This is a genomic window from Mesorhizobium escarrei (assembly GCF_935825525.1).
GTDB classification, from domain to species: domain Bacteria; phylum Pseudomonadota; class Alphaproteobacteria; order Rhizobiales; family Rhizobiaceae; genus Mesorhizobium; species Mesorhizobium escarrei.
In genome coordinates this window covers 1-15,258 of record NZ_CAKXZT010000190.1, presented here as the reverse complement: position 1 = coordinate 15,258, position 15,258 = coordinate 1, and the positions used below count along the sequence as shown (strand labels likewise).

The window sequence follows — 15,258 nt, the reverse complement described above, 5'->3', positions numbered from 1 at the left end:
CGCACCTGGACGATGGCCTATCCGCTGCGGCATGCGTGAACACGGTCGGCCGCAGCCGGCTTTGCCGATGCACTTCGTTCTCGCCGAAAATACCGGTTACCTGCTGTAGTCGCTGACCTCGACGAGGTTGCCGTCGGGATCGCGGAAATAGACCGACATCATCGGGCCGCGGGCTCCGACGCGCTCGACCGGACCGACTTCGACGGCAACGCCATTGGCCGCCAGGCTGGCGCATATCTCTGCGAGTGGGCGCGCGGCGACCAGGCAAAAATCCGCGGAGCCTGGAGTCGGCGCCTTGGCCTTCGGCTCGAAAGTGTGGCCTGCCTCATGCACATTGATCTTTTGCGTTCCAAACAGCAGCGCCGTCGGCCGGTCCGGCTCATCGAGGCGCTTGAAGCCGAGCACGCGCTGATAGAAGGCGCAGGTGTCTTCGACAGAGCCAACCGTCAGCACGAAATGATCGATACCGGCAATCAAGGTAGCGCCTCAGCTAATGTTTGTTTTGGCATGTCCTTGTCCCAAAACCGCTGCGCACCCTCGGTCAAGCCCAAGGGCATGCTTTTGGGCGACATGCATTCCTTGTTTTATGCATGTCCTTACCCCAAAACCGCTGCGCAGTTTTGGGCGACATGCATCAGATGTTGCGGCTGCCCGGCTTGACTGGCGGTATGGCGGCAAGCTCGGGCGGCAGCCTGTCGGCCGGGTAGGCCGGAACCTCATATTCGGCGAGCGCGATCAGCGGCACGCCGACATCGGTCTTGCCGGCCGAGCGGTCGATGATGCAGGCAGCGGCAACGACCTCGGCGCCAAGCGCGCGCAGGCAGTCGATGGTCTCGCGGATCGACAGGCCAGTGGTGACGATGTCCTCGACGATGACGACGCGCGAACCCCTGGCGATCTCGAAGCGGCGGAGCCGGAACTCGCCCCCTTCCCGCTCGACCCAGATCGCCGGTGCGCCAATATGGCGCGACGTCTCGTAGGCCGGGATCAGCCCGCCGATCGCCGGGCCGACAACGTAATCGATCCTGCCGGACACAGCAGCGCGGATCTTTTCGGCCAGCGCCTTGCACAGGCGCTCGGTCTTGTCGGCATGCATGAAGACCCGCGCCTTCTGCAGGAAGACCGGGCTTCGCAAGCCCGATGTCAGGATGAAATGCCCTTCGAGAACGGCACCGGCTTCACGGAAAACGCCCAGCACTTCGTCGGTGTTCATTTGTTCGCTCCATGTAGTGAATGGTGAATGGTAGTGAGTAGTGATGGCATCCTATTCACTATTCACTATTCACTATTCACTATTCACTATTCACTATTCACTATTCACTACTCACTACTCACCCATTCACGCGCCGTGCATCGCTGACGCTCGAATTATCCTTGAGCTGCGACAGCAGCCGGTTCAGGTGCTTCAGGTCCCAGACTTCGAGATCGATCAGCATTTCGGTGAAATCAGGCGCGGTGCGCACCATCGACAATGTATGGATGTTGGCGTCGTTGGATGCAACGACCTGTGAGATGTCGGCCAGCGACCCCGGCGCGTTGATGGCGGTGACCGAGACGCGCGCCGGAAAACGCTCCTTGGTGCGCTCGTCTATGTCCCAGCGCACGTCGATCCAGCGTTCGGGCTGGTCGTCGAAGGCCTGCAGCGCCGGCGACTGGATCGGATAGATGGTGATGCCGGTCCCCGGCTGCACGATGCCGACGATGCGGTCGCCGGGCACAGCGCCTTCCGGCGCGAAGCGGACCGGCAGGTCGCCGCGCACTCCGCGGATCGGCACGGCGCCGTCCTTTGGCTGGTCCTTGTCCTTGCGTGCGGCGCGGCCCGGAATCTGGAACAGCATGCCGGCGGCGTTGCGGATCTTCGACCAGCCCTCCTCGCGCTGCTTGGGCGCGGCCAGCGTGACGCGCTCGTCCTTGTAGTCGGGAAACACCGCCTTCATGACATCGGTGGAGGCAAGCTCGCCGCGGCCGACAGAGGCCAGCACATCCTCGATGTCCTTGCGTGCCAGCCGATGCAGCACCGATTTCAAGCTTTCCTTGGTAAAAATCTTGCCTGACCGCTCGAAAGCGCGTTCCAGTATGCGGATACCGAGACCCGAATACTGCTTGCGGATGGCATTCTTGGTGGCGCGGCGGATCGCCGAGCGCGCCTTGCCGGTGACGACGACCGATTCCCATGCCGCCGGCGGCACCTGCGCCTTGGAGCGGATGATCTCGACCTCGTCGCCATTCTTCAGCTCGGTCATCAGCGGCATGATGCGGCCATTGACCTTGGCCCCGACGCAGGTATCCCCGACATCGGTGTGCACCGCATAGGCGAAGTCGATCGGCGTGGCGCCGCGCGGCAGCGCGATCAGCATTCCCTTAGGCGTGAAGCAGAACACCTGGTCCTGGAACAGCTCCAGTTTGGTGTTTTCGAGGAAGTCCTCGGGATTGTCGCCTTCGGCTAGCTGCTCGATGGTGCGCCGCAGCCAGGCATAGGCGTTGGTCTCCTTCGAGATCGCGTGGGCGGTGCCGTTCACCTTGCCGCCGCTGTCCTTGTAGATCGAATGCGCGGCAACGCCATATTCGGCGATCTTGTTCATCTGATAGGTGCGGATCTGCAGCTCGACGCGCTGCCGCGACGGTCCGACGATGGTGGTGTGGATCGAACGGTAGTCGTTCTGCTTCGGGGTCGAGATGTAGTCTTTGAAGCGGCCGGGCACCATCGACCATGTCGTGTGGATGGCGCCGAGCGCCCGGTAGCAGTCCTCGACGGTATCGACGACGACGCGAAAGCCGAAAATGTCGGACAGCTGCTCGAAGGACAGCGCCTTGGCCTCCATCTTGCGGAACACCGACCAGGGCTTCTTCTGACGGCTCTTGACCTCGGCCTTGATCGCATATTTGTCGAACAGCGTGGACAGCGCCTTCTCGATCTCGGACAGCACATCCTTGTTGCGCTCGAAGATTTCGGCGAGCCGCGCGGTGACGGCGCGGTAGGCTTCGGGATTGATGAAGCGGAAGGCGATCTCCTCGAGCTCCTCGCGCATGCCTTGCATGCCCATGCGCCCGGCCAGCGGCGCATAGATATCCATCGTTTCCTCGGCGATGCGCAGGCGCTTGGCTTCGGGCACATGGTCCAGCGTGCGCATGTTGTGCAAGCGGTCGGCAAGCTTGACCAGAAGCACGCGAACGTCTTCCGATATCGCCAGCAAGAGCTTGCGCAGGTTTTCCGCCTGCTCGGCCTTCTTGGAGACGAGGTCGAGTTTCTTCAGCTTGGTCAGGCCTTCGACCAGCTTGCCCATTTCCGGACCGAACAGCTCGTCGATCTCGGCCCTGGTCGCCGTGGTGTCCTCGATCGTGTCGTGCAGCAACGCAACCGCGATGGTCGCCTCATCCATGTGCATTTCGGTGAGGATGGCGGCGACTTCGAGCGGATGCGAGAAATAAGGATCGCCGGAGGCGCGCTTCTGGTGACCATGCTTCTGCATGGCGTAGACATAGGCCTTGTTGAGCAGCGCCTCGTTGACGTCAGGCTTGTAGCGCTGGACGCGCTCGACAAGCTCATACTGACGCATCATGGGCGGGATCTCGCAGTGCTGAAATGAATCATGCGCCGCACTGGCGTACGGCGCATGTCATAGATAACCACGAAACCGCCGGCGCGAAAGTGTCGGCGGCCGATGGGAAGATTAATAGTCGTCGCTTTTTTCCGGCGGCACCAGACCTTCGATGCCGGCCAGGAGGTCTTCCTCGGTCATGCGGTCGAAGGTGATGTTGTCCTCGGTGTCGTCGGCATCGGTTGCCGCAGCGGCGGTACCGGTCTGGTCGGCGATCGCCTCGCCGTCGGCTTCCGGCTCGTCGACCTCGACATGCTTCTGCAGGGAGTGGATCAGGTCTTCCTTGAGGTCGTCGGGCGACAATGTCTCCTCGGCGATCTCGCGCAGCGCGATGACCGGATTCTTGTCGTTGTCACGAGGAACGGTGATCTGCGCGCCCTGGCTGATCTGACGGGCGCGGTGGCCGGCCAGAAGCACGAGCTCGAAGCGGTTGTTGACCTTGTCGATGCAATCTTCAACGGTTACGCGGGCCATGAGTTGCCCCTTTCATGCCTGGATTTGATGGAAAACAGGCGCGGTCCATAACCCGAACGCCGCCAAAATACAAGCTTTTTGGCAATACCAGGTCGGGGCCGGGCCAGGGGCCTGGCCACGGCCAATCTGGGCGCGCGCCGCCTGCGATTATACGGCACCGATCACAATTGCTTGCTATGCAGCATCATACCCTTGGTTTGCCGTAAAACCGGCGTTATCTCGAATGACGAAGGTCAGCCGGTTATTTCAGGCCGACCGATAGTCACGTGCATTTAGACGACCGCTTATTTTCGAAAAGGAATATTTGCCATGTTCGATCCTCGTGAAAAAATCGCGCTTTTCATCGACGGCGCCAATCTTTACGCCACGTCGCGCGCGCTCGGCTTCGACATCGACTACCGCAGGCTTTTGTCGAGCTTCCAGAAGCGCGGCTACCTGCTGCGTGCCTACTACTACACCGCGCTGGTCGAGGATCAGGAGTATTCCTCGATCCGGCCGCTGATCGATTGGCTTGACTATAACGGCTTCAAGGTGGTGACCAAGCCGGCCAAGGAGTTCACCGACTCGACCGGCCGCCGCAAGATCAAGGGCAATATGGATATCGAGCTGACCGTCGATGCGCTGGAACTCGCCGATGTCGTCGACCACTACGTCATCTTTTCCGGCGACGGCGATTTCCGCACGCTGGTCGAGGCGCTGCAGCGGCGCGGGCGCAAGGTCTCGATCGTCTCGACCATGGCTTCGCAGCCGCCGATGATTTCCGACGATCTGCGCCGCCAGGCCGATCATTTTATCGACCTGATGACGCTGAAGAGCGATGTCGGCCGCGATCCATCCGAGCGGTCGGTGCGCCGGCCCGAACCGGCCGAAGTCGACGAGGACGAGTATTGACGGCGGCGGTCTTGACCGCTCCGCTGGTCGCGTCCCCAGAGCCCGATCGCGATTGCCCGCTCTGCCCGCGGCTGCATGATTTTATCGCGCAATGGCGGCAGCGCGAGCCGTCCTGGTTCAATGCACCGGTGCCGACTTTCTTGCCGCCGGAGGGCGAGGATGCCGTTAAACTGTTAATTGTCGGGCTGGCGCCGGGTCTGCGTGGTGCAAACCGCACCGGACGCCCCTTCACCGGCGATTTTGCCGGCGACCTGCTCTACAACACGCTGATCGCACACGGCTTTGCTCGCGGCCAATTCAAGGCGCGGCCCGATGACGGGCTGGAGCTTGTCGGCACGGCGATCACCAATGCAGTGCGCTGCGTGCCGCCTGACAACAAGCCGGTCGGCGCCGAGATTGCCACCTGCCGAACATTCCTGATGCCGACGATCGCACGGTTTAAAAACCTGCGCGCCGTGCTGGCGCTGGGCTCGATCGCGCACCAGTCGACCGTGCGGGCGCTCGGCCAGCGTGTTGCCGCTTTTCCCTTCCGCCACGGCGGGCAGCAGCAAACCAATGGCGTGACGCTGTTCTCCAGCTACCATTGCTCGCGCTACAACACCAACACCGGCGTGCTGACCGAAGCGATGTTCGTCAACGTCTTCAGCCAGATAGAAGAGTTTTTGCAGAAATAAGAGCCGGACGCGCCGCCGTCAGTTGGCTAGAAGCCCTCCAGGACGATCTTTCCCTTGGCCTTGCCGCTCTCGATCAGCGCATGGGCGCGCTTCAAATTGGCGGCATTGATGAGGCCGCCAGTCTCGCCAAGCGTCGTCCGGATCGCGCCAGTGTCAACGAGCCTCGCCAATTCGTTCAGATGTTCGCCTTGCGACGCCATGTCCGCCGTCTCGAACATCGAGCGGGTGAACATGAACTCCCAATGCACCGAGACGCTCTTGCGCTTGAACGGATTGATGTCGAGCAATTTCGGATCGTCGATAACCGCGAAACGTCCCTGCGGCGCGATCAACGCGGCGATCTCGGCCAGATGCTCGTCAGTGTTCGTCGTCGAGAACACGAAGCTAGGGGCACCGATGTCCAGTGCTGCGACTTCGGCCGCCAGCGGCTTGGAATGATCAACGACATGGTGGGCGCCGAGCCCGAGCGCCCAGTCCCGTGTTTCGAGCCTCGACGCGGTGGCAATCACCGTCAGACCGGTCAGTTGTCTCGCAAGCTGCACTGCGATCGATCCGACACCGCCGGCGCCGCCGATGATCAGGATGGCGGGTGCCGCGCCCGGAACGGGCTTTCTGACGTCGAGACGATCGAAAAGGGTCTCCCAGGCAGTGACCGCCGTCAACGGCAGCGCTGCTGCTTCCGCATAGCCGAGTGAGGTCGGCTTGCGGCCGACGAGCCGCTCGTCGACACAATGGAACTCGGCATTGGTGCCTTGCGGCGCAAGCGCGCCTGAATAGAAGACATCGTCACCGGCCCTGAAGAGCTCAGCGCCCGGGCCGGTCGCGACAACCCGGCCGGCGGCATCCCAACCGAGCACCCGCCATTGGCCGGCTTCGGGAGCGATGTTGCGCCGCACCTTGGTGTCGACCGGGTTGACCGAGATCGCCTTCACCTCGACCAGCAGGTCGCGTCCCTTGGTGTCCGGCTTCGACAGTTCGATGTCGACGAGGGAGGCCTCGTCCGTGATGGGAGCTGGAATTTGATAACCGACGGCGCGCATCTTCATCTCCGTGATCGCTGTTGTAAGGGATAGACATGCTGTCTACGATCACCATGCGCAAGAATGCACATATAAAGCACATAGTGTAGAAAAGGATACCGTTATGCCGCGCATTCGCCACGAGCGATTCGATTGCAGCCCCGGCTGCACCGTGGAGGGTACGCTCCGCTACATCGACGGAAAGTGGAAAGGCGTCGTGCTCTACCATCTGTTGGAGGGCACGCTGCGCTTCAACGAGATTCGCCGGCGGATACCGAACTGCACACAGCGCATGTTGACCAACCAGCTCCGCGAACTGGAGGCGGATGGGCTGATTGCGCGCAAGGTCTACCCGCAGGTGCCGCCGAAAGTGGAATACAGCCTGACGCCGCGCGGCAGGAGCCTGGAACCGGTGATCACGGCCCTAGAGGCCTGGGGCGACGCAAATGTTGCCCTCAGCCCGCAGACATCGCAAGCTGCGGCGTAAGAGCGACCGAAAGCACCTCACCAGCGGCGATATCCCTCCCCCAACCCGTTCAGGGTGTTCGCGGGATTTCTGAAGGCATGGATTCAGGTGGCGCTGTGAACAGTGTAGTCAGCGTTTCCTGCCCACCCTGAAGCACATTCAGATCGACATCGCCAATGATGCCGTCGACGCGACCGCTGTCATGGTATTGCCAATAGATCCAGTCGTCATGACCTGGCTGCAGCGCTAGCGAACGAACCCAGCGCGGGCGGCCGACGATCTGGCCGGCATAGGCCCGTGCCGCGTCGTCGGTGACATAGAGGATCGCCGTCTTGCTGAAAGCTGCCTCGACAGGGCCGAGGAAAGCCGAGAGTTCAACGCTCAATTCTTCGGGCGATGGCCGCCGCGGGCAATTGCCGACGAATTCGATATCCACCACCGGGGGCAGCAGCGCTTGACCGCGCGGCACGACAGAGATGAAATTCTTCGCCTGATCGGCGCCAGGCCTGCAGAAGGTGAAGAAATGGTAGGCCCCGACCGCCAGGCCGGCCGCACGCGCTTCGCGCAGATTGGCGGCGAAGGCATCGTCGACGTGGTCGCCACCTTCGGTTGCCTTGATGATGGCGAAGGCGACATCGTCGGCGGCAACACGCCGCCAGTCGATCTGTCGTTGGTGATGCGAAACGTCGATGCCCCTGACCGGATATTTGCTGCGGTCCGGAGAAAACGGTTGGAAGTAGAAATAGACGCCGGCCGCGACCAGGCACGCCAGGATCAGGCCGCCCGCCCAAAAGACGATCCGGTTCTTCAAAGGAGCGGCTCCCAGTCTACCCACGCTCCTTTAGCAGCCGGCCCTTCTCGCGCGACCAGTCGCGCTGCTTTTCGGTCTCGCGCTTGTCGTGCAATTTCTTGCCGCGGCCGACGGCGAGCAAAAGCTTCGCCCGGCCCTGGTCGTTGAAATAGATTTTTAGCGGCACCAGCGTCATGCCTTCGCGATCGACGCTCTGCGACAGCTTGGCCATCTCGCGCTTGTTGAGCAGGAGTTTGCGGCGCCGGCGCGGCTCGTGGTTGAAGCGGTTGGCCTGCAGATATTCCGGCAGATAGGAGTTGATCAGCCAGATCTCGCCGCCCTCGACCGAGGCGTAACTGTCCTGGATGTTGGCCTGGCCTTGACGCAGCGACTTCACCTCGGTGCCGGTCAGCACCAGGCCGGCCTCGATCGTGTCGAGCACCTCGTAAGAAAAACGCGCCTTGCGGTTTTCCGCAACGGTCTTGTTGTTGGGATCGGCTTTTCTGACCTGGTTCATAACGTCTAGAGTCCGTTTCGAAACTCGCTCCTGCGAGTCAGATGATGGTGGCACTAGAGCGCCGCGCGTTTTTCAAACGCGCAAAGGGCGCTCTAGAAGCCTGAGTTTGCGCATGGTCCTTTCCGAAAGCGAACGCTTTCGGGGCCATGCGAGAACCGGAGCGGAGCGTACATATAGTACGTGAGCACCGGAAGCGCAGGTGACGCCTTCAGATGGCCGCAGGAGTAGAGTTTCCAAACGGGCTCGCTAGTTAATCAAGCCGGCGTGCTTCATGGCCGCATCGATCTTCTCGGCGGTCGACTGCTCGACCGTGACCAGCGGCGAACGCAGTACGTTCTCGACCTTGCCGAGCTTCGACAGCGCATATTTCGCGCCGGACACGCCGGGTTCCAGGAAAATCGCCTTGTGCAGCGGCAGCAGGCGGTCCTGCAACTCCAGCGCCTTGGCATTCTCGCCGGAAAGCGTCGCCTCCTGGAATTCGGCGCACAGCCGCGGCGCGACATTCGCCGTCACCGAGATGCAGCCGACGCCGCCATGGGCGTTGAAACCAAGCGCCGAGGCGTCCTCGCCGGAAAGCTGGATGAAATCCTTGCCGCAGGTGGCCCGCTGCTCGGAAACCCGCTCGACCTTGCCGGTGGCATCCTTGACGCCGACGATATTCTTGAAGTCGTGCACCAACTGGCCCATCGTCTCGGGCATCATGTCGATCACCGAACGCGGCGGAATATTGTAGATTATGATCGGCAGGCTGGTCGCCTTGGCGACCGCGGCGAAATGCGCATAGAGGCCGCGCTGCGTCGGCTTGTTGTAGTAAGGCGTGACGACGAGCGCCGCGTCGGCGCCTGCCTTCTCGGCATATTGCACCAGGCCGACCGCCTCTTCGGTGTTGTTGGAGCCGGCGCCGGCGACGACCGGAACGCGGCCCTTGGCGACCTCGATACAGACCTTGACGACTTGGCGGTGCTCGTCATGCGACAGCGTCGGCGACTCGCCGGTGGTGCCGACCGGAACCACGCCCGTCGTGCCTTCAGCGATCTGCCAGGCGATGAAGGCGCGAAACGCTTTCTCGTCGAAACGGCCGCTCTTTTCGAACGGTGTCACGAGCGCGGTAAGCGAGCCTCTCAGCATGTCGTCCAACTCCTTGGGACTGGCGCATGGCCCCGAAAATCGGCGTCGATTCACGGAAGGTCATGCGCCAAATTTAAAGTGCTACAGCGTCCTTTGCGCGTCCGAGGAGACGCGCGGCGCTGCAGGTGTTTTGTCGTGCGCGCCTTCTAGCCGAAAGCGAAGCGGCGCACCATAGTCTCGACACCGTTGCGCGGCAAGCATGGCAGCAGTGCCAGCAGGCGAACGACCGCGATAGAACTTGTTTACGGGCTCTTCATCACAGCCAATTAGGCTTCGGTCGATCTGTGCCTGTTGGTAATGTGCAAGACAGGAAACGATGAAGACCATGCCGACCAGGCAGCCTCATTTTTTCGCGCTGCTTGGCGCAATCCTGCTGACGCCGACCCTTGTGGCCGCCGGCAAAGTAGTCGATGTGCGGCTCACGTCGGCCATCCCAACGCCAAACCTGCAGGATGCGGGCCTGCCGAATACGGGCCGGCAGGATGCGGGATTTCCATCCGCCAGCGTCGCCAGGCTGAAGAGCGGCCTCGATGCGCTGGCCGAAAACGACATCGCCGGTGCGCGACGACTGCGCGAGGCCCTGCCGGTCAATTCGCTCGACCGGCACATCCTTGCCTGGGCGATCGCGCTCTATGGCGGCGACAAGGTGCCAAGCGGCGACATCGCCGATGCTGCGAAAATGCTGCCGAACTGGCCGGGCATGATCGTCTTGCGCAAGAACAGCGAGCGCGCGCTCTACCGCGAAAACCCCGCGCCTGAGATCGTGGTGCAGGCTTTCGGCAGCAGCCAACCTCAAACAGTCGAGGGCGTGGTGATCCTCGCCCGCTCCTATGTCTCGCAGGGCAACCTCAAGGCGGCGCGCTCGGTGCTGTCGCCTTTCTGGCGCACCGAGAAACTGGAGGCCAGGGACGAGGCGGCGATCATCCAGGAATTCGACACGCTGATCCCCGCAGCCGACAACCGTTTCCGCATGGAGCGCATGTTTTATGCCGACCGGGTCAATTCGGCGCTGCGCGTCGCCGGCCTTGCCGGCGCCCAGCAGCTGGCCGACGCCTGGGCCGCGGCCGACAGGGGCGACAAGAACGCGGCCAGACTGCTGAAGGCGGTGCCCGCGGCTCAGCGTTCGGCCGGCTATTTCTTCGCGCAAGCCCAATATCTGCGCAAGCAGGAGAAGTTTTCCGACGCCGCCGCCATGGTGATGAAGGCCCCGACCGATCGCAACGCCCTGATCGACCCGGATGCCTGGTGGGCCGAGCGACGGGTGCTGTCGCGCGAACTGGTCGACCAGGGCGACATGAAGACCGCCTACAGAATAGTCGCCGCACACGCCGCCGAAACTGCTGCCAACGCGGCGGATGCGGAGTTTCATGCCGGCTGGTACGCGCTGCGCGGCCTCAACGATCCCACCACCGCTGCCAAGCATTTTGAGCGGCTCGCCGGTCTCGCCCAGGGGCCGATATCGCTCTCGCGCGCCTATTACTGGCTCGGCCGTGCGGCCGAAGCCGGCGGCCCCGGCAGCGCCAAGGATAATTTTTTACGTGCCGCTGGTTACGGCACGACATTCTACGGCCAGCTCGCCGGCGAGCGCGTCGGCCGGCAGGTCCTCAACATCGCCCATCCGCAGCCGAGCGCCGCCGATCACCGTAATTTTTCCAGCCGCGAGGCGGTCAGCGCCATCAAGCGGCTGCAGCAGGCGGGCTATCAGCGCTACGCCGACACGCTTTACCGCGACCTCGCCGGACAGTTGACCAGTCCCGGAGAGCTGGCGCTGCTGGCCGCGATGGCGGAAAAGCAGGGCAATCACTTCCTGGCGCTGAAAGTCGGCAAGATCGCCGGCGCGCGCGGCATCGATGTCGGGGCGCTGTCGCATCCGCTCGGCGTGATTCCAGAGACCGCCAACATTTCCGGCTCCGGCAAGGCGCTGGCCTATGCGATCGCCCGCCAGGAAAGCGAGTTCAACATCGGCGCCATCTCCAGTGCCGGCGCGCGCGGGCTGCTGCAGCTGATGCCGGGGACCGCCCGGCAATTGGCGAAGAAGGCCGGGATGACCTTCTCGCAGGCGCGGCTGACCACCGACGCCGGCTATAACGCGACCTTGGGCGCCGCCTTCCTCGGCGAGCAGCTCGGCCGCTTCGATGGCTCCTATGTGCTGACCTTCGCCGGCTACAATGCCGGCCCCAGCCGCGCCGCCCAGTGGGTGGCCAGATATGGCGACCCGCGCGGCAAGGACATCGACGCCGTCGTCGACTGGATCGAGCGGATTCCCTACACCGAAACAAGAAGTTACGTCCAGCGCGTGATGGAGAATTACGAAGTCTACAAGATGCGTATTTCCGGCAAGTACGACATTGTGGGGGATCTGGTGAACGGGCGGAGTTGATCCGTCGGGCGAAGGCAGGCTTGGCGAAGTACCCCCTCTGCCCTGCCGGGCATCTCCCCCTCAAGGGGGAGATTGGCTGTCCGTTTGCTTTCGCCAATCTCCAACGCTGTAAAGAAGACGCGGCCAGTGAAACTGCCGATCTCCCCCTTAAGGGGGAGATGTCCGGCAGGACAGAGGGGAGTGCTGTCCCACCGACATCTCGAAAATGAAGCTTCGATTTGACCACCCCCGCCCTCGCCTGTAGCAGTCTTGACGATCCGGCAACGGCCAGGAATCGAGTCCCAAAATGTCGAGCGGTTTTTCCGATTTCTTCTACGCCTCGCCGGATGGGTTGCAACTTCACGCCCGTATCTACGGCGAAGCGAACTCCGAACACTGGCCGGTCGTCTGCCTGCCTGGCCTGACCCGCAATTGCCGCGATTTTCATGAACTGGCGTTGCACCTGTCGCGGCGGGCGCAAACGCCGCGAAAAATCGTCGCCTTCGACTATCGCGGGCGCGGGCGATCCGCCCATGACCCCGATATCGTCCACTACAATGTCGGCGTCGAAGCCGGTGACATCCTCGCCGGGTTGGCGGCGCTGGGCATCGAGGAGGCGGCGTTCATCGGCACGTCGCGCGGCGGGCTGATCATCCATGTGCTCGGCGCGATGCGGCCGGCCGTCTTGCGGGCTATCGTGCTCAACGATATCGGCCCGGTGGTCGAGGCCGGCGGTCTCGCCCATATCCGCTCCTATCTCGAGCGCACGCCGAAGCCGAAAACGCATGCCGAGGCGACCGGCGCCCTGCGCGGCGCGCATGGCAGCGACTTTCCTGCCCTGACCGAGGCGGATTGGCAGCGGATGGTAGCGGCGCTCTACCGCGAGACGGATGAAGGATTATTGCCGGATTTCGACCCGAAGCTGGTCGACACGCTGGCGGGACTCGACCTCACCCAGCCACTCGCAGATCTGTGGCCGCAGTTCGAGGCGCTGACAGCGATCCCGATGCTCGCCATCCGCGGCGCCAATTCGAAGCTGCTGTCCGCCGAGACCTTCGAACAGATGCGAAAGCGTCACCCTTGTGTCGAGTCGATCACGGTCGAGGGCCAGGGCCATGCGCCTTTCCTCGAGACCGGCGGCCTGCCCGGCGCCATCGCCGCTTTTCTGGACACGGCCGAGCAACGCTTCGCCGGGAGCCGGTTTTTTCAACGATAATGGGTGAGGCTTGTTGATTGTGCCGGCGCTTTTCTTTATCCACCAGCGCAACGGAGAGGTGGCCGAGTGGTCGAAGGCGCTCCCCTGCTAAGGGAGTAGAGGTCAAAAGCTTCTCGTGGGTTCGAATCCCATCCTCTCCGCCATCCTGCTTCGCGCTTCGCGCTCGCCGCTTTCGCCATGCGGCGATTCTGCGGCAATGGCTTGGCCGGCGACTCACCAACATCGCCGCAATTGCGGCAGGCAATTGCCGGAATCGGCTGAATTGCAAGGGCTCGCCCAAGGGTATCCGACAGCCCAATGGTTAACGGGAGCTTTCCGAGTGAGGCCAAATCGTGTCATTTGTGCAACAAGGCAGGGGGATAGCACCTGCACAGACCTTTCGCCGATGCGATGGTTGTTGAACGCCGCCGCCTCATGGGTAATGTCGATTTCGAAGGAGCGGCGCGGTGCGCATCTTTTTCGGTAGTGGGGATGGGGCAGGGAACGCTGTCCTTCAGCAAAGAATACCCAGACCCGTTTTTTAACTTTTGACTGGAGGTCAGAAAATGAACATCAAGAGCCTTCTTCTTGGCTCCGCTGCGGCTCTGGTCGCAGTTTCCGGTGCGCGCGCCGCCGACGCCGTCGTCGTCGCCGAGCCGGAACCCGCTGAATACGTCCGCATCTGCGACGTCTACGGCGCTGGCTACTTCTACATCCCCGGCACCGAGACCTGCCTGCGCATCGGCGGCTATGTCCGCTACGACATCGGCGTCGGCGACGTCGGCTCGTTCGACGGTGCTGAGAACTTCGACGTCGAGGACGGCGACATTCAGGACACCTACTACAAGCAGGCCCGCTTTAACCTGAAGACCTGGACCGGCCAGGAAACCGAGCTCGGCACCTTGAAGACCTACACCGAGACCCGCTTCAACTTCGGCAACCGGAACCGGCACGTCAGCAGCACATACGTCCCCGGTCCCGATCCGGACGGCGACGGTCCGCTGCCCCCGCTGCCAGGTGAGACTATCATTGTCGCTAACCCTGCCGAGAACAAGGGCATTTCGCTGAACTTCGCCTGGATCCAGCTCGGCGGCCTGCGCGTCGGTAAAGACGAATCGGCCTTCGATACGTTCATCGGCTACGCCGGCAACGTCATCCAGGATACGCTGGTTCCCTACGGCGGCTTCGACACGAACGTCGTTCAGTACTATTTCGACGCCGGCAACGGCTTCTCGGCCGTGGTCTCGCTCGAACAGGGTTATGGCGACTTCACGATCGACAGCTATGTTCCGCATGTCGTCGGCGGCGTGAAGTGGACGCAGGGCTGGGGCGCCATCACCGGCGTCATTGCTTACGACAGCAACTACGAAGAAGTTTCCGGCAAGGTCCGCCTCGACGTCACCCCGATGGAGAACCTGTCGCTGTTCATCATGGCCGGCTACGGCACTGACGACAACTACGAGGATCCCGGCTTCGCAATACCCGTCGCCGGCGGCCGCGGCATGTACAAGCTGTGGAGCGGCAACTGGGCGGTCTGGGGCGGTGGCACTTACACCATCAACGAGAAGACCTCGTTCAACACCCAGATCTCGTATGACGAAGGCGAAAACCTCGGCATCGCTGCCAATATTGCCTATGATATCGTTCCGGGCCTGACGATCACGGCCGAAGTCGATTACCTGCACGCCGGCGAGTTCGGCGAGGCCGGCTTCAGCAACTGGACCGCTGCGGACGACGAAGACAGCCTCGGCGGCATGCTCCGCTTCCAGCGCTCGTTCTAATCAGCAGCTTTCGACTGAAATCGAACCCGGCGGGCAACCGCCGGGTTTTTTCGTATCGGCGTGGCTGTCGAGGGTGCAAAATTAGGGCGGCAGCGATCCTTCGCGCCCCCCTCTGTCCTGCCGGACATCTCCCCCACGAGGGGGGAGATTGGGCTGTCGTTGCGGCTTTCGCCAATCTCCAACGTTTTTTGAACAGGCGCTGTCAGCGAAGCTGCCGATCTCCCCCCTCGTGGGCAGGGGAATCGCGTTTGAGTAGATGGGAAATTGCTTGCCAATTGACGGGTTGTGGATTCTTGGGAGGACTGCGTTATTGTGGAGCTCTCGATGGAAACGATCCAGGCTGTGTTCGGTCATCTCGATCCGCG

The 15,258-nt window shown here is 62.4% G+C and carries 14 protein-coding genes and 1 tRNA gene; 7 read left to right on the top strand and 8 right to left on the bottom strand.

Features of this window, described 5'->3' with window-relative positions; translation table 11 throughout:
* Nucleotides 1-96: 96 nt before the first annotated feature.
* The 4 genes from NMG80_RS36120 to rpoZ form a co-directional block, all read right to left on the bottom strand.
* Nucleotides 97-477 carry a VOC family protein gene (locus NMG80_RS36120; protein ID WP_254022563.1) on the bottom strand — a complete coding sequence of 127 codons (381 nt, stop codon included), beginning with the start codon at nucleotides 475-477 and terminating at the stop codon, nucleotides 97-99.
* A 157-nt stretch (nucleotides 478-634) separates the two neighbouring features.
* Nucleotides 635-1,213: an orotate phosphoribosyltransferase gene (pyrE, locus tag NMG80_RS36115; RefSeq protein WP_254022562.1), complete on the bottom strand. Its 579-nt coding sequence runs from the start codon at nucleotides 1,211-1,213 to the stop codon at nucleotides 635-637.
* 118 nt (nucleotides 1,214-1,331) lie between these two features.
* On the bottom strand, nucleotides 1,332-3,560 hold the full coding sequence (locus tag NMG80_RS36110; protein ID WP_254022561.1) for a RelA/SpoT family protein: 2,229 nt from the start codon (nucleotides 3,558-3,560) through the stop codon (nucleotides 1,332-1,334).
* 111 nt (nucleotides 3,561-3,671) lie between these two features.
* The gene (gene rpoZ, locus NMG80_RS36105) at nucleotides 3,672-4,073 is read right to left on the bottom strand and encodes a DNA-directed RNA polymerase subunit omega (protein WP_023800772.1); all 402 of its coding nucleotides are present in this window, start codon (nucleotides 4,071-4,073) and stop codon (nucleotides 3,672-3,674) included.
* Between the two features lie 309 nt (nucleotides 4,074-4,382).
* On the opposite strand from rpoZ, the gene NMG80_RS36100 reads away from it, so the two are divergent.
* Both NMG80_RS36100 and NMG80_RS36095 read left to right on the top strand, forming a co-directional pair.
* Nucleotides 4,383-4,964, top strand: coding sequence for a LabA-like NYN domain-containing protein (locus NMG80_RS36100; RefSeq protein WP_254022560.1), 582 nt, complete (start codon nucleotides 4,383-4,385; stop codon nucleotides 4,962-4,964).
* Entirely contained in the window at nucleotides 4,961-5,638 is a 678-nt protein-coding gene (locus tag NMG80_RS36095; protein WP_436798761.1) for a uracil-DNA glycosylase, read from the top strand. Before NMG80_RS36100 ends, NMG80_RS36095 begins: the two co-directional genes overlap by 4 nt.
* A gap of 26 nt (nucleotides 5,639-5,664) precedes the next feature.
* On the opposite strand, the gene NMG80_RS36090 is transcribed toward NMG80_RS36095, so the two are convergent.
* On the bottom strand, nucleotides 5,665-6,678 hold the full coding sequence (locus tag NMG80_RS36090; RefSeq protein ID WP_254022558.1) for a zinc-binding alcohol dehydrogenase family protein: 1,014 nt from the start codon (nucleotides 6,676-6,678) through the stop codon (nucleotides 5,665-5,667).
* Between the two features lie 103 nt (nucleotides 6,679-6,781).
* Here NMG80_RS36090 and NMG80_RS36085 point away from each other — a divergent pair, with 103 nt between their 5' ends.
* On the top strand, nucleotides 6,782-7,144 hold the full coding sequence (locus NMG80_RS36085; RefSeq protein ID WP_254022557.1) for a winged helix-turn-helix transcriptional regulator: 363 nt from the start codon (nucleotides 6,782-6,784) through the stop codon (nucleotides 7,142-7,144).
* A 49-nt stretch (nucleotides 7,145-7,193) separates the two neighbouring features.
* Here NMG80_RS36085 and NMG80_RS36080 read toward each other — a convergent pair whose 3' ends face one another.
* From NMG80_RS36080 to dapA, 3 genes are all read right to left on the bottom strand, one after another.
* Complete coding sequence (locus NMG80_RS36080; protein ID WP_254022556.1) at nucleotides 7,194-7,934, bottom strand: glycoside hydrolase family 25 protein; 741 nt, start codon at nucleotides 7,932-7,934, stop codon at nucleotides 7,194-7,196.
* A 16-nt stretch (nucleotides 7,935-7,950) separates the two neighbouring features.
* Nucleotides 7,951-8,430 carry an SsrA-binding protein SmpB gene (gene smpB, locus NMG80_RS36075; RefSeq protein WP_006202221.1) on the bottom strand — a complete coding sequence of 160 codons (480 nt, stop codon included), beginning with the start codon at nucleotides 8,428-8,430 and terminating at the stop codon, nucleotides 7,951-7,953.
* Between the two features lie 246 nt (nucleotides 8,431-8,676).
* The gene (gene dapA, locus NMG80_RS36070) at nucleotides 8,677-9,558 is read right to left on the bottom strand and encodes a 4-hydroxy-tetrahydrodipicolinate synthase (protein ID WP_254022555.1); all 882 of its coding nucleotides are present in this window, start codon (nucleotides 9,556-9,558) and stop codon (nucleotides 8,677-8,679) included.
* A gap of 325 nt (nucleotides 9,559-9,883) precedes the next feature.
* On the opposite strand from dapA, the gene NMG80_RS36065 reads away from it, so the two are divergent.
* From NMG80_RS36065 to NMG80_RS36050, 4 genes are all read left to right on the top strand, one after another.
* Entirely contained in the window at nucleotides 9,884-11,938 is a 2,055-nt protein-coding gene (locus tag NMG80_RS36065; protein WP_254022635.1) for a lytic transglycosylase domain-containing protein, read from the top strand.
* A gap of 286 nt (nucleotides 11,939-12,224) precedes the next feature.
* On the top strand, nucleotides 12,225-13,133 hold the full coding sequence (locus NMG80_RS36060; RefSeq protein WP_254022554.1) for an alpha/beta fold hydrolase: 909 nt from the start codon (nucleotides 12,225-12,227) through the stop codon (nucleotides 13,131-13,133).
* A gap of 52 nt (nucleotides 13,134-13,185) precedes the next feature.
* A tRNA-Ser gene (locus tag NMG80_RS36055) sits at nucleotides 13,186-13,276 on the top strand.
* A 402-nt stretch (nucleotides 13,277-13,678) separates the two neighbouring features.
* Complete coding sequence (locus NMG80_RS36050) at nucleotides 13,679-14,893, top strand: porin (protein WP_254022553.1); 1,215 nt, start codon at nucleotides 13,679-13,681, stop codon at nucleotides 14,891-14,893.
* Nucleotides 14,894-15,258 lie beyond the last annotated feature (365 nt).